The organism is Vibrio scophthalmi, assembly GCF_040869025.1.
Classification (GTDB): domain Bacteria; phylum Pseudomonadota; class Gammaproteobacteria; order Enterobacterales; family Vibrionaceae; genus Vibrio; species Vibrio scophthalmi.
On sequence record NZ_CP134271.1, the window covers coordinates 1,090,188 to 1,103,690 of the forward strand.

The 13,503-nt window shown below is 45.5% G+C and carries 16 protein-coding genes; 2 read left to right on the forward strand and 14 right to left on the reverse strand.

Annotated elements, in window-relative coordinates:
* Positions 1-288: 288 nt before the first annotated feature.
* From tuf to fkpA, 9 genes are all read right to left on the reverse strand, one after another.
* The gene (tuf, locus tag RJD38_RS04890; RefSeq protein ID WP_065431012.1) at positions 289-1,473 is read right to left on the reverse strand and encodes an elongation factor Tu; all 1,185 of its coding nucleotides are present in this window, start codon (positions 1,471-1,473) and stop codon (positions 289-291) included.
* Positions 1,474-1,628: 155 nt separating this feature from the next.
* On the reverse strand, positions 1,629-3,728 hold the full coding sequence (fusA, locus tag RJD38_RS04895; protein ID WP_005595136.1) for an elongation factor G: 2,100 nt from the start codon (positions 3,726-3,728) through the stop codon (positions 1,629-1,631).
* Between the two features lie 138 nt (positions 3,729-3,866).
* Positions 3,867-4,337 (reverse strand): 30S ribosomal protein S7, encoded by a 471-nt coding sequence (gene rpsG, locus RJD38_RS04900; RefSeq protein WP_005595138.1) that lies wholly within the window; start codon positions 4,335-4,337, stop codon positions 3,867-3,869.
* A 95-nt stretch (positions 4,338-4,432) separates the two neighbouring features.
* Positions 4,433-4,807, reverse strand: coding sequence for a 30S ribosomal protein S12 (gene rpsL, locus RJD38_RS04905; protein WP_005595139.1), 375 nt, complete (start codon positions 4,805-4,807; stop codon positions 4,433-4,435).
* Between the two features lie 193 nt (positions 4,808-5,000).
* Entirely contained in the window at positions 5,001-5,276 is a 276-nt protein-coding gene (gene tusB / locus RJD38_RS04910; RefSeq protein ID WP_005595141.1) for a sulfurtransferase complex subunit TusB, read from the reverse strand.
* Positions 5,277-5,285: 9 nt separating this feature from the next.
* The gene (gene tusC, locus RJD38_RS04915; RefSeq protein ID WP_005595142.1) at positions 5,286-5,642 is read right to left on the reverse strand and encodes a sulfurtransferase complex subunit TusC; all 357 of its coding nucleotides are present in this window, start codon (positions 5,640-5,642) and stop codon (positions 5,286-5,288) included.
* Entirely contained in the window at positions 5,639-6,031 is a 393-nt protein-coding gene (tusD, locus tag RJD38_RS04920; RefSeq protein ID WP_005595145.1) for a sulfurtransferase complex subunit TusD, read from the reverse strand. The genes tusC and tusD overlap by 4 nt, the downstream gene beginning before the upstream one ends.
* Positions 6,022-6,750, reverse strand: coding sequence for a helix-turn-helix transcriptional regulator (locus tag RJD38_RS04925; protein WP_005595147.1), 729 nt, complete (start codon positions 6,748-6,750; stop codon positions 6,022-6,024). The genes tusD and RJD38_RS04925 overlap by 10 nt, the downstream gene beginning before the upstream one ends.
* Before the next feature lie 261 nt (positions 6,751-7,011).
* Positions 7,012-7,812 (reverse strand): FKBP-type peptidyl-prolyl cis-trans isomerase, encoded by an 801-nt coding sequence (gene fkpA, locus RJD38_RS04930; protein ID WP_065431013.1) that lies wholly within the window; start codon positions 7,810-7,812, stop codon positions 7,012-7,014.
* Between the two features lie 132 nt (positions 7,813-7,944).
* Between fkpA and RJD38_RS04935 the strand changes: the two genes are divergently transcribed.
* Together RJD38_RS04935 and RJD38_RS04940 are read left to right on the forward strand one after the other, a co-directional pair.
* Positions 7,945-8,922 (forward strand): WD40 repeat domain-containing protein, encoded by a 978-nt coding sequence (locus RJD38_RS04935; RefSeq protein ID WP_065431014.1) that lies wholly within the window; start codon positions 7,945-7,947, stop codon positions 8,920-8,922.
* A gap of 4 nt (positions 8,923-8,926) precedes the next feature.
* Positions 8,927-9,154 carry a SlyX family protein gene (locus RJD38_RS04940; RefSeq protein WP_005595151.1) on the forward strand — a complete coding sequence of 76 codons (228 nt, stop codon included), beginning with the start codon at positions 8,927-8,929 and terminating at the stop codon, positions 9,152-9,154.
* Between the two features lie 58 nt (positions 9,155-9,212).
* Here the strand turns inward: RJD38_RS04940 and RJD38_RS04945 are convergent, their stop codons facing one another.
* The 5 genes from RJD38_RS04945 to hfq form a co-directional block, all read right to left on the reverse strand.
* Positions 9,213-9,398 carry a DUF2065 domain-containing protein gene (locus RJD38_RS04945; protein WP_065431015.1) on the reverse strand — a complete coding sequence of 62 codons (186 nt, stop codon included), beginning with the start codon at positions 9,396-9,398 and terminating at the stop codon, positions 9,213-9,215.
* A gap of 160 nt (positions 9,399-9,558) precedes the next feature.
* Positions 9,559-10,542: a protease modulator HflC gene (hflC, locus tag RJD38_RS04950; protein ID WP_005595153.1), complete on the reverse strand. Its 984-nt coding sequence runs from the start codon at positions 10,540-10,542 to the stop codon at positions 9,559-9,561.
* 2 nt (positions 10,543-10,544) lie between these two features.
* Positions 10,545-11,741 carry an FtsH protease activity modulator HflK gene (gene hflK, locus RJD38_RS04955; protein WP_009386861.1) on the reverse strand — a complete coding sequence of 399 codons (1,197 nt, stop codon included), beginning with the start codon at positions 11,739-11,741 and terminating at the stop codon, positions 10,545-10,547.
* A gap of 45 nt (positions 11,742-11,786) precedes the next feature.
* A complete protein-coding gene (hflX, locus tag RJD38_RS04960) occupies positions 11,787-13,076 on the reverse strand; it encodes a ribosome rescue GTPase HflX (RefSeq protein ID WP_065544969.1) in 1,290 nt (429 codons plus the stop codon).
* 40 nt (positions 13,077-13,116) lie between these two features.
* Positions 13,117-13,377: an RNA chaperone Hfq gene (hfq, locus tag RJD38_RS04965; RefSeq protein WP_065544968.1), complete on the reverse strand. Its 261-nt coding sequence runs from the start codon at positions 13,375-13,377 to the stop codon at positions 13,117-13,119.
* Between the last annotated feature and the right edge of the window lie 126 nt (positions 13,378-13,503).

Here is a 13,503-nt window from a genome sequence, read left to right on the forward strand (position 1 = left end):
TTCGCCTAGAAATATAAACAAGAACCGTTCTTATTACCACTTAGATCTAGTCATAATTTAAGATCGATTCGCTATATATAAATCAGGATTTCGGCGATTTTCAGTGTGGAAAAACGAGCAGATAAAAAAGCTCAATACATGGAAAGATAAGGGATTGTTTTTGTGGAGTGAAACGAAGCTAGAGTGAAGTGTGAGAGTAATTTCTCTTATAACCAAAAATAAAAAGGGAAGCCGAAGCTTCCCTTTTCAAATGCGGCAATTACTATGCCTTCATTTAATTCCTAAGAATTAAGCGAAGATCTTAGCAACAACACCAGCACCTACAGTACGGCCACCTTCACGGATAGCGAAACGTAGGCCTTCATCCATTGCGATTGGAGCGATTAGCTCAACGATCATTTGGATGTTGTCGCCTGGCATTACCATTTCTACGCCTTCTGGTAGAGAGATATCACCAGTTACGTCAGTTGTACGGAAGTAGAACTGTGGACGGTAGCCTTTGAAGAACGGAGTATGACGGCCGCCTTCGTCTTTAGAAAGTACGTATACTTCTGACTCGAACTTAGTGTGTGGAGTGATTGAACCAGGCTTAGCTAGTACTTGACCACGTTCAACGTCATCACGCTTAGTACCACGTAGAAGTGCACCAACGTTCTCACCTGCACGACCTTCGTCAAGCAGTTTACGGAACATTTCAACACCAGTACAAGTAGTAGTTGTAGTATCTTTGATACCTACGATTGCTACTTCGTCACCTACGTTTAGGATACCGCGCTCGATACGGCCAGTTACTACTGTACCACGACCTTGGATTGAGAATACGTCTTCGATTGGCATTAGGAATGGCATATCGATTGCACGCTCAGGTTCTGGAATGTAAGAATCTAGAGCTTCTGCAAGTTCAATGATCTTAGCTTCCCACTGCTCTTCGCCGTTTAGTGCGCCTAGTGCAGAACCTTGGATAACTGGTAGGTCATCACCTGGGAAATCGTACTCAGAAAGAAGTTCACGAACTTCCATTTCTACTAGTTCTAGTAGCTCTTCGTCATCTACCATGTCACATTTGTTCATGAATACGATGATGTAAGGGATACCAACCTGACGGCCTAGTAGGATGTGCTCACGAGTTTGTGGCATTGGACCATCTGTTGCAGCAACAACTAGGATACCACCGTCCATCTGTGCAGCACCAGTGATCATGTTTTTAACATAATCCGCGTGTCCTGGACAGTCTACGTGTGCGTAGTGACGAGTTGGAGTATCGTATTCTACGTGTGAAGTAGAGATTGTGATACCGCGCTCACGCTCTTCTGGAGCGTTATCGATTGATGCGAAGTCACGAGCTGAACCGCCGTATACTTTTGATAGAGTAGTACAGATAGCTGCAGTTAGAGTTGTTTTACCGTGGTCAACGTGGCCGATAGTACCAACGTTTACGTGCGGTTTTACACGTTCAAATTTTTCTTTAGACACGTTCGTGTTCCTTCCTAGTTATGATTCGTCGTGACCAGAATTGATCATCGACGCGCCAGAATTTGCTATTTTATGCGCCAACGTCCGTCAGCGCAATATTTGGACGTATTGATCTGCAAAAAAGTCGCTGACTTTTTTACAGGCAACGAGCCCGATTAGTAACCACGCTCTGCCATAATGGCATCTGCAAAGTTCTTCGGTACTTCTGCGTACTCATGAAACTCCATAGAGTATGAGGCGCGACCTTGAGTTGCAGAACGTAGATCGGTTGCATAACCAAACATTTGAGATAGTGGTACTTGAGCACGGATGATCTTCAGACCTGCGTGGCCTTCATCCATACCTTCGATCATGCCGCGGCGACGGTTTAAGTCACCTACAACATCACCCATCCAATCTTCAGGAGTGGTTACTTCAACTTTCATCATCGGCTCCAGAATAACAGGGTTCGCTTCAAGCGCGCCCTTTCTGAATGCCATTGAACCTGCGATTTTAAACGCCATTTCGCTTGAATCGACATCGTGGTAAGAACCATCAAATAGCGTCGCTTTAATATCCAGTACAGGATAGCCAGCTAATACACCGCTATTCATTTGCTCTTCGATACCTTTACCTACCGAGCTAATAAACTCTTTTGGTACAGTACCGCCAACGATCTCATCAACAAAGACGAAACCTTCACCCAGTTCTGAAGGCTCAAGTTTGATCCATACGTGACCGTATTGACCGCGACCGCCAGATTGACGAACGAACTTGCCTTCCACTTCCGCTGAACCACGAATGGTTTCACGGTAAGCAACCTGAGGTTTACCAACGTTGCAATCAACGCTGAATTCACGCTTCATACGGTCAACGATGATATCAAGGTGAAGCTCACCCATACCAGAGATCAGAGTCTGACCTGTTTCGTTATCCGTTTCCACGCGGAAAGATGGATCTTCTGCTGCTAGTTTACCTAGTGCAATAGCCATCTTATCTTGATCTGCTTGCGAACGAGGCTCAACGACAATCTGAATAACAGGTTCAGGGAATTCCATGCGCTCTAGAATCACTTTGTGGCTCTGATCACACAGGGTTTCACCTGTCGTTACGTCTTTTAGACCGATTGCAGCGGCAATATCGCCCGCACGAATTTCTTTTACTTCTTCACGTTTATTGGCATGCATCTGTACGATGCGACCAAAGCGCTCACGCTTTTCTTTTACTGAGTTGTAAACAGTATCACCAGTGTTTACCACACCAGAATAAACGCGCATGAAGGTTAACGTACCCACAAATGGGTCCGTTGCAATTTTAAATGCTAGCGCAGAGAACGGTTCGTTGTCGTCAGCATGACGCTCAACGTCGTTACCATTGTCGTCGACACCTTGAATTGCAGGAACATCAACAGGCGATGGTAAGTATTCAACCACAGCATCAAGTACCGCTTGCACACCTTTATTTTTGAACGCACTACCACAAGTGGCCAGCACGATTTCATTGTTTAGTGTACGAGTACGTAGTGCTTCTTTGATCTCAACTTCAGTCAGCTCACCGTCTTCAAGATATTTATCCATCAACTCTTCGCTGGCTTCTGCTGCCGCTTCAACTAGGTTGTTGCGCCATTCTTCAGCAAGTTCTTGCATGTCAGCTGGAATGTCTTCGTAAGAGAAAGACATGCCTTGATCGGCTTCATTCCAGTTGATCATTTTCATCTTGATAAGGTCGATAACACCTTTGAAATCCTCTTCTGCACCAACGTTAAGTTGGATAGGAACAGGGTTTGCACCAAGACGGTTTTTAATTTGGTCAACAACACGTAAGAAGTCTGCACCAGTACGGTCCATCTTGTTGACGAATACTAAGCGCGGAACTTGGTATTTGTCTGCTTGACGCCAAACGGTTTCAGACTGAGGTTCTACACCTGATGAACCACAGAACACAACCACAGCACCATCAAGCACACGCAGAGAACGTTCAACTTCAATCGTGAAGTCAACGTGTCCAGGAGTATCAATGATGTTTACACGGTGATCTTGGAACTGTGCGTCCATACCACGCCAGAAGGTGGTTGTCGCTGCAGACGTAATCGTAATGCCACGCTCTTGCTCTTGCTCCATCCAGTCCATGGTAGCAGCACCATCGTGAACTTCACCGATTTTGTGAGAAAGGCCTGTGTAGAACAGAATACGTTCAGTTGTGGTAGTTTTACCTGCGTCTACGTGCGCACAGATACCGATATTACGGTAGCGCTCAATAGGGGTTTTACGAGCCACGGTGAATCCTCTTAACTTAGGGACTATTGCTATCTTCAAGGGTGGTAAAAACGCTACCCCTAGATATAGCAATAGTTCCTAGCATATGCATAGGAACTAAAGAAGTGCTGCGAGGATCCCCGCAGCACTGAAAAGGTATTACCAGCGGTAATGAGCGAATGCTTTGTTCGCTTCTGCCATACGGTGAACGTCTTCACGTTTCTTAACAGCAGTACCTTTGTTTTCTGACGCGTCTAGCATTTCAGCAGCTAGGCGAGCAGCCATAGATTTTTCACCACGCTTACGCGCAGCTTCAACTACCCAACGCATAGCAAGTGCGTTACGGCGAACCGGACGTACTTCTACAGGTACTTGGTAAGTTGAACCACCTACACGGCGAGATTTAACTTCTACCGCTGGGCGAATGTTTTCAAGAGCTTCTTCAAATACAGCTAAGTGATCTTTACCAGATTTCTCAGCCATAGTGTCTAGTGCAGTGTAAACAATTTTCTCTGCAGTAGATTTTTTACCGTCAACCATAAGAATGTTAACGAATTTTGCCAGCAATTCAGATTTGAATTTTGGATCTGGAAGGATCTTACGCTGACCAATAACGCGACGACGTGGCATGGATATTCTCCGTTGTCTTTTTCAGGTTATCCAAAACTTTTCAGTTTCTTCAAAAATTAAATATTTTAGTGTTTGGCCTTACTTAACGGAATCCATTAAGACTTAGGACGTTTCACACCGTACTTAGAACGAGCTTGTTTACGGTCGTTTACGCCAGCACAGTCAAGTGCGCCGCGAACTGTGTGGTAACGAACACCCGGAAGGTCTTTTACACGACCGCCACGGATTAGTACAACACTGTGCTCTTGAAGGTTGTGACCTTCACCGCCGATGTACGATGTAACTTCGAAGCCATTTGTCAGACGTACACGACAAACTTTACGAAGTGCTGAGTTAGGTTTTTTAGGTGTAGTAGTGTAAACACGAGTACATACACCACGTTTTTGTGGGCACGCTTCTAGTGCTGGCACGTTGCTTTTAACAACTTGCTTTGCACGAGGCTTGCGAACCAACTGGTTAATAGTTGCCATTAACTAGCTCCTGAATTACTTGAAAGTAAGCTTTGTGAAAAATCTATCCCTATCGCCGAGTGAAAATTCACTTCGCACAAATAGGGACGCAAAATTCTATGCAGCAGTGAGAGGTGTGTCAAGAAATATACAGATCTTTTTTAACCTTCGAGACGGCCATGGCACTTCCTCGAAGGAAAATAAAGACAATCTGTTAATTCCAAGTCAACGATGTTGGGTGTGTGGCGGTTAACTCAACAAAGCCAGCAAAGTCCACCACGCATAGCGATGGGCTCACTCGGTTAAAAATCCCACGCGCTAAAGCATCTTCTTTAAGCACGGAAACATCCATCGGCTTGAGTATAGTAAACATCGGGTGTTGCGCATGGCTGACGTAAACGGAATCCTCAACCAAGAGAACTTGGTCGCCCTCTTGGTAGGCATCACTCACTTCAGAAAGCGCTTGAGCAGTTTGAACGATATGTAACATAGTGAGTTCTCAGAATGACAGCAGCTTGCTGGCTTGATGTAATTTGAGTTTGATTTCAGCAGGCTCCAATCGCTCTGCCGCAATCACCAAGTCAGCTTGTCCCAATCCGCGCTGCGCGAGTGAATCGGCGCAAACAAACACTTGTTCAATGTCATACAAATCAAACAACTTCAGCATTGGCGCATAATCTTTGCTAAGAATTCCCTGCGGTTGCTGACCTTGCAATAATTGATAAACACCATCACCAATGAACAATACGCAGATATCTTCACAATACGCCGACGCGGCAAGTAGCGCATCAATGCCTTCACGCCCAGCACTGGTTTTATGTGGCGAGCTTCTAAATACGTAGGTTAATTGACTCAAAACTGCACCACTCTATCTTGGGTTAGCATAGCTTCGGCTAGGCTGCCTAATCCGGCCTGAGAAAAGCCATCAGCGAGGTTGTGCTGCACGAGACCATGTTGGGTTGCTTCCCCCTGACTGACGATACCACGACGCAATGCGGCCGCCACACAGGTCTCCAAGCGTACATTGTGCTGCAGAGCTAAGGTTTGCCACGCTTTGGTCAAATCAAATTCATCATTGGCCGGCACACTGAGTGCCGAACCATTGGTCACACCATCTTGATAAAAAAACACACTCACGAGAGTGTGTCCTTGGGTAACTAATGCGCTCGCAAACTGGTAGGCATTCCGTGCAGCTTGACTGCCATACACGGAACCATTCACTACCAAGGTATAGGTTAGAGACACTTCTCTTCATCCTCAATTTTTCGCTGACGAATATACAGATAAACCGTATGTTTCGAGATATTGAGTCGGTCAGCGACACGGTTAATCGCATCTTTGATGTCGAAAATACCTTTGTCGTACAACTCCATCACGATTTGACGGTTCTTGGTGTTGTTTGATACCGATTTATCAGCGTTGATCTCTTCGATTGTGCGTTCAACGGTTTGGTCCACCAGCTCTTCAACATCACTAGCAAAGTTAACCGATGATGCGGCATCTTTGGCTTCTTGTGTTGGCATGAATGATTGCAGAACTTGTGAGAATGGCGCATCCAAGTTGACGTTGACACACAACAAACCAATCACGCGGTTGTCGCCATTGCGGATCGCGACCGTAATTGACTTCATCAGCACGCCACCTTTAGCGCGAGTGAAGTAAGAACGAGAGAAGTTACGCTCAGAACCTTCGATATCTTTCAGCATTTTCAATGCAAGATCGGTGATAGGAGAGCCCACTTGGCGCCCGGTATTTTCACCATTGGCAATCTTGATTGCCGAAGTATTCAGATCTTCTAACGAGTGCAGTACGATTTCACAAAACGGGCCAATCAGGCTCGCAATGCCATCTACAACAGCCTCATAAGATCTTAGAATGATTTTATCGTGCTCACTGAATGGCATCACATGAACGGATTCCATCTCGAGCAACATATCCGTATTTAAGGTTTCAGTCGTGGTCACTTTCTTTAGCCTTCGAGCGATAAATCAACAAATTGATGTAAGTTTATCAGAAATTTTGAATAGAACACCTAGCTATACCGTCAACTAGTGATTTAGAACAAATAAATCATTCGCACTGCTGTGCAATTTGCGCGGCGACTCGATTGTTTGACCGCCCCTACTCACCTTGAATTGACGAGCAACAGACAAAAAAAGACTCGGCGATGCCGAGTCTTTTTATGGATATTTTATCGCTGATGCTACGTAATAATAGCGAATCGCTTACTGAGCAGGCTTGTCGATATTAACCAGTTCCACTTCAAACACCAACGTAGAGTTCGCTGGGATAGTCGGTGTGTCTTGGCTACCGTATGCAAGTTCTGGTGGCAAAACAAACTTAAATTTAGAACCCACAGGCATTAGCTGTAAGCCTTCAGTCCAACCACTGATCACGCGGTTCAGCGGGAACGTTGCCGTTTCATTGCGATCGTATGAGCTATCGAATTGAGTGCCATCGATCAGCGTGCCTTTGTAATGTACTTCAACCGTATCAGTGTCTTTCGGCTTCGCACCGTCACCTTGTGTGATCACTTGGTACATTAGGCCAGAATCGGTGGTCTTAACGCCTTCTTGTTTAGCGAACTCAGCACGGAAATCAGCACCGGCTTTAAGTGCCACTTTCGCCGCTTCTTGTGCTGCTTTTTGCTGCTCTTCCGCTTTCACTTGCATAATTTCAGCAACACGCTTATCTAACGCTTCTAGCGCTGCGCGAGTTTGCGCTTGGTCTAGAGCAACGTCGCCAGCAAATTGATCAGAGATACCTTTTAGTACCAAATCTTTATTCAAAGTAATGCCGATTTCACTTGGCTTATCTAGGCTTTGAGATAGGTAACCAGCAAATGAGACACCAATCGCGTATGCCGCTTTGTCATCTTCCGTTTTAAAGTGAACCGCTTTGCCTGTTTCCGCTTGAACTTGTTCAACAGCCGGTGCAACTTCTTTTTTTGGCTCTTCTTCTTTCTGACAGCCAACCGCTAGCGCAACAGTAGCAGCAAGCAATGACACTTTAAAAATCGATTTCATTTAATTCTCCAATTAAGGCATTTTGTCTTTGTGCACAAATCTTTAATAAAAACTGGTACGCACTCGCATGTTATACCAATATAGCCAATATGCGTCTGAATGAAACGTAAACCAAGTGGATAATTGAACTTGATGCGGATAATTTTTAACTCTCTACTCATTGGCTTTGTCATCACAGCGTTAAATGGCTGCTTTTTTTGGGCCTCTGACGATCAACGTTGGGAACTTGAGCCTCAAGGCACAACCAGTTTCGCACTCAGTCGCGACGCTCGCTTTGCGCTTGCCTACTCCAAAGAGCATCAACTGGTGCTTTGGGATCTTTATCAATCGCAACAATTGGCTTCGTTAGGCGCGCAAGATCAACAAGCCAATACCGTTTCTCGTATCCGCATTTCCGATAATGGCCGTTATGCCATTACCGCCACACAGTTTAACTTTGCCGTTTGGGACTTAGCTTGGAGCCAATCACAAGGGTTGTGGTCAATCTCCGATGGAACTATCCGTGACGTTGATATTTCCAGTAACGGTGAACAAGTCTTGCTGGGGCTCTCCAATGGCAAAGCCATCCATGTCAATTTAGTCACCGGACGACGCATAGAGTTCCTCGCTCACAACGAAAAAGTTAATTCTGTTGCCCTTTCGCCCAACGGGCGCTTTGCGTTAACCGGCGGGAACGATTACACCGCCTATCTCTGGGATACCACCAGCGGACAAATTCAACATACTTTTAACCATGACCAACGCGTCAATCGCGTCGCTCTTCATCGTGACGGGAAATACGCATTTTCCTCCGATGGGGGTAATCATGCGGTCGTGTGGGACTTAGTCAGCGGGAAAGAAGTCAGCCAGTTAAGCAGTTTTTCACGCCAACTGATTTTTTCCAGTGCGCGTTTTTCCGATGATGGTCTGCAGTTAATTACCGGCACACCGTCGAGTCGAGTGATGGTATGGGATTCACTGACAGGTAAGCGCTTGGAAGGTTTTGAAGCCGAGCCTTTAAAAGATGCTCGTCCTCCTCGGGCAGTAGTGTATGATGCGGCCTTCGATAATCAACACCGCGTTGTCTCTGGCACCTCTGCCGGCATCGCCCAGGCTTGGACATTAGATTAATACCATGACAGAAAAGCACATCACTGAACTTGAAAACCGTATTAACGACCTTGAATGTCAACTTGCTTTCCAAGAGCAGACAATTGATTCATTGAATGATGCATTGAGTCAACAACAGCTGTTGATTAGCAAGATGCAGGATCAAATGAAATACGTAGCGGGTAAAGTAAAGAATTTGGACTCGTCGAATCTCGCCGATCCATCAGAAGAAACGCCACCACCGCACTATTAATCAAAGCAAAGTCAAAGCGGCAAATTATCTCGCTTTGTAGCTTAGCGGTGACGCGGCGTTAACTAAAACAGTACGCGATCACCGCACCAGCCACCACTAAGCAACCGCCAATACGTCGCAAGTGATCATCCGGCTGACGACTCAACTCAGCAACCATATTTCGCCAACCATTTGGGGCGATCAATGGACCAAGCCCTTCAACAATCAATACCAGCCCGATCGCTACCCAGATTGAATTTGACATCACAACCTCTTAATTCATCATTAATCATCGAGATAAATAGTCAGCAATGTGCGGGAGAAAATCAGCAGCATTGAACAGAGACTTATCTTGATTTGTATTCTATACCGGCAAAAAGAAAGGCCCCTAAAAAGGAGCCTTTACTGTGTGCTTATCAGGCCGCTTATTTCGCTGGCGCACCTTTCGCATTGTTCATGTATTGGAAGAACTCGCTGTTCGGATCCAACACTAGAATGTCGTTCTTGTTGCTGAATGATTTCTCATACGCTTTCAATGAACGTAAGAAGCTGAAGAATTCAGGATCTTTGCTGTATGCATCAGAGTAGATCTTCGCTGATTGTGCATCTGCTTCACCACGTGTTACTCGTGCGGTTCTGTCTGCTTCTGCCAACGTTGTCGCCACTTCTAGCTCAGCTTGAGCGCGGATAACTTCTGCTTTCTCACGACCTTGTGAACGGAACTTACGCGCCACTGATTCACGCTCAGCACGCATACGCTTGTAGATTGAATCACTGATGTTATCTGGAAGGTTGATTTTCTTCATACGGAAATCAACAATCTCAACACCCAAGTCATCCATTGCACTCTGACGAGAACCATTCAAAACGTTCGCCATGATGACATCACGTTCGCCATCAATCTCTAACGCTTCTTTCGCAGCTTCTGTCGTCGCCACGCTATCGATGTTATCTGCTGGAGGCAGTACATCTTTATTACGCGGACCCGATACAATTTGCTTGATTTCACGCGAACCGATTTCAGAACGTAGTAGATCGGTCACTTTACGCTCTAGCAACGTTTCAGCGGTCAATGTGTTACCACCACCTGTTGCTAGATAGTATTGGCCGAAATCTTTAATACGCCATTTCACGTAGGTATCGATGATCACGTCTTTTTTCTCAGACGTTACAAAACGATCCGAACGACCGTCCATTGTTTGAATACGAGCATCCAGTGTTTTCACACTGTCAAACATAGGCATTTTGAAATGTAGGCCTGGTTCGTAGATACGAGCGATTTCATTGTTATCTTTCAGTACTCGACCAAAACGAATCACGATACCGCGCTCGCCTTCTGGGATCACAAACAGTGACATCAGCATGATCGATAAAGCAACAACCAATACAGGGATCATTAACTTACGCATTATTAGTATCTCCCTTGGCGCGAATCAGATGAACGAGATGAAGTGTCTGATGTTGACTCCGTAGTTTTCGACTCAAGCTCAATTTGATCGTACGTTGAAGATGACTTCGAACTACGTTTAGTTTGAGTTTGACCTTCTTGACCTGCCAGCTTATCGATTGGTAGGTAAAGTAAGTTGCCGCTCGATTCAGAATCGATAAGAACCTTAGAAGTATTCGAGTACACTTCTTCCATCGTATCTAGGTACAGACGGTCACGAGTCACGTCTGGCGCAGCTTGATATTCTGGAAGCAGTTTTTCAAACTGAGCAACTTGACCTAACGCTTCGTTAGTTACACGCTCAGAATAACCCAATGCTTCTTTCTTCAAACGCTCTGCACGACCTGTTGCTTTTGGCAAAATGTCGTTACGGTAAGCTTCTGCTTCACGCTCAAAACGCTCAGCATCCTCACGAGCTGCGATAGCATCATCAAATGCATCTTTTACTTGCTCAGGTGGACGTGCTGACTGGAAGTTCACATCAACAATCGTCAAACCCATATCGTAATTCGCGATAATGTTGTTCAACGTTTCTTGTGTATTTTGACGAATTTGCTGACGACCGCTGGTTAGAATGCTATCCATCAGTGAGTCACCAATAACCGCACGTAGCGCAGAATCTGTTGCTTGGCGTAAGCTGTCATCCGCGTTAGTCACTTGGTATAGGTATTTGTATGGATCCGAAACACGGTACTGAATATCCATACCGACGGTCACAACGTTTTCGTCTTTGGTCAGCATTGTGCCAGAGGCACGTAGCGAGCGGATCGCCTGAACGTTAACCGCAGTCACTTCATCAATAAAGCGAGGGCGCCAGTTAAGACCAGGATCGACGATGCGGTTGTCATATTTACCTAAACGAAGTACGACACCACGTTCAGCTTCACCAATGGTGTAAAATCCAGAAAAGAACCAAATTGCTACCGCGATAGCTGCAATAACACCAACACCTAGTGCACCGCCACCGCCGATAGAAGGGCCTTTACCGCCTTTTCCACCACCAAATTTGCCACCCAGCTTCTGACTCAGTTTGTTGAAGACTTCGTCTAAGTCTGGCGGTCCTTGTTCACGGCCACCTTTGTTACCGCGATTATTATTACCCCATGGGTCATTATCGCGGCCTTTGTCGCCGTTATTATTACCAGGCTCATTCCACGCCATTAGAAAGCTCCATCATTTGATATGACGTTATACTGTAGCAGTCATTTAAGTAACTATAAAGTCACGTAAAACTGCCCCTTCTCTTTTTTCAAGTCTAGACCAATCTACTTGTTGCATGCGGATATTTATCAACAAGTTACCATCTTGATCATATTCTTCTTGCTGAATACTCTTCATTTGGAAGAATGTACTGCGTAATCGCCCTTGATGTTGCGGCGGAACACACAGTTGATATTGAACCATTTGACTTGCTAGACGTTCTGTCAGCGCCTCAAACAACAGATCAATACCGATGCCTTCCATTGCCGACACCCACACTGTGCATGGCATGCCTTCTTCATCACGTTCAATACGTGGTTTTTGGTTTTCTAGATTATCAATTTTGTTCATCACAACCAAAGAAGGCACCTCGTGGGCATCAATCTCTTCTAAGACGATCTGAACAGCTTGCATGTTCTCACGAAAACGTTCATCACTGGCATCAACAACATGTAACAAAATGTCAGCTTCTTGCGTCTCTTGTAACGTTGCCTTAAAGGCTGCAACAAGATCGTGAGGTAAGTGTCGAATAAACCCTACCGTATCAGCCAGTATTGCTGGGCCAACATCAGCAAGTTCGATTTTTCGCAGCGTTGGATCCAACGTTGCAAACAATTGATCAGCAGCATAAACGCCAGCTGCAGTAATACGGTTAAACAGCGTAGATTTCCCTGCGTTGGTATAACCGACTAATGAGATGGTTGGTATTTCTGCTCTATTTCGCGCACGGCGTCCTTGTTCACGCTGCTTGGCCACTTTGTCCAAACGACGCAGGATTGCTTTAATACGCTCACGCAACAAACGACGGTCAGTTTCTAACTGTGTTTCACCTGGCCCACGTAAACCGATACCACCTTTTTGTCTTTCAAGGTGCGTCCAACCACGAATCAATCGCGTAGAGATATGTCTAAGCTGAGCAAGCTCAACTTGCAATTTACCTTCGTGGGTTCGAGCGCGTTGTGCAAAGATATCGAGAATCAAACCGGTACGGTCTACCACTCGACACTGACAAAGTGCTTCGAGGTTACGTTCTTGGGCAGGAGAGAGGGCGTGATTGAAAATCACAATATCAGCGTCAGTCGATTGCACAATTTGTGCGATTTCCTGGGCTTTACCCTCACCGACATAGTATTTCGGGAGTGGTGACTGACGACTACCCGTTACGACTTGTAACGAGGATACGCCAGCGGAAGACACCAACATCTCAAACTCGCTGAGATCTTCCCACTCCCCTTCTTGCGTGAAGTTGATATGAACAAGTACGGCTCGCTCACCGGCTTCATAACGGTCAAACAAGCAATCAACTCCTCAAAGTAAAACGATTTGTACTCAGAGATTAATCATCCGATTTCTCTGGGCGATCACCTTGTGGACGATCACCGCTGTGGTGGCTCACTGGACGAGCCGGAACAACTGTTGAAATTGCGTGCTTGTAAACCATTTGGTTAACAGTGTTCTTCAATAAGATCACGAATTGATCGAATGATTCGATCTGACCTTGAAGTTTAATACCGTTCACGAGATAGATAGACACTGGAATACGTTCACGACGTAAAGCGTTTAAGAACGGGTCTTGTAGAGATTGCCCCTTAGCCATTTTATTTTCCTTATTTTGTAATTTTGTTTTAGTTATTTAGCTAGTGGTTAGTTGCAAGCAGCCAAACTGCTGCATCAGAGCTAAACGAATAAAAAACACCCTGAGTTACTGTTATGAAGGTAAATA

Bases quoted from the DNA above. Each gene is read 5' to 3' on its own strand.
- rpsG (WP_005595138.1), bottom strand. From the start codon at position 4,337: ATGCCACGTCGTCGCGTTATTGGTCAGCGTAAGATCCTTCCAGATCCA.
- rpsL (WP_005595139.1), bottom strand. From the start codon at position 4,807: ATGGCAACTATTAACCAGTTGGTTCGCAAGCCTCGTGCAAAGCAAGTT.
- tusB (WP_005595141.1), bottom strand. From the start codon at position 5,276: ATGTTACATATCGTTCAAACTGCTCAAGCGCTTTCTGAAGTGAGTGAT.
- fkpA (WP_065431013.1), bottom strand. From the start codon at position 7,812: ATGAAATCGATTTTTAAAGTGTCATTGCTTGCTGCTACTGTTGCGCTA.
- RJD38_RS04935 (WP_065431014.1), top strand. From the start codon at position 7,945: ATGCGGATAATTTTTAACTCTCTACTCATTGGCTTTGTCATCACAGCG.
- RJD38_RS04940 (WP_005595151.1), top strand. From the start codon at position 8,927: ATGACAGAAAAGCACATCACTGAACTTGAAAACCGTATTAACGACCTT.
- RJD38_RS04945 (WP_065431015.1), bottom strand. From the start codon at position 9,398: ATGTCAAATTCAATCTGGGTAGCGATCGGGCTGGTATTGATTGTTGAA.
- hflC (WP_005595153.1), bottom strand. From the start codon at position 10,542: ATGCGTAAGTTAATGATCCCTGTATTGGTTGTTGCTTTATCGATCATG.
- hflK (WP_009386861.1), bottom strand. From the start codon at position 11,741: ATGGCGTGGAATGAGCCTGGTAATAATAACGGCGACAAAGGCCGCGAT.
- hfq (WP_065544968.1), bottom strand. From the start codon at position 13,377: ATGGCTAAGGGGCAATCTCTACAAGACCCGTTCTTAAACGCTTTACGT.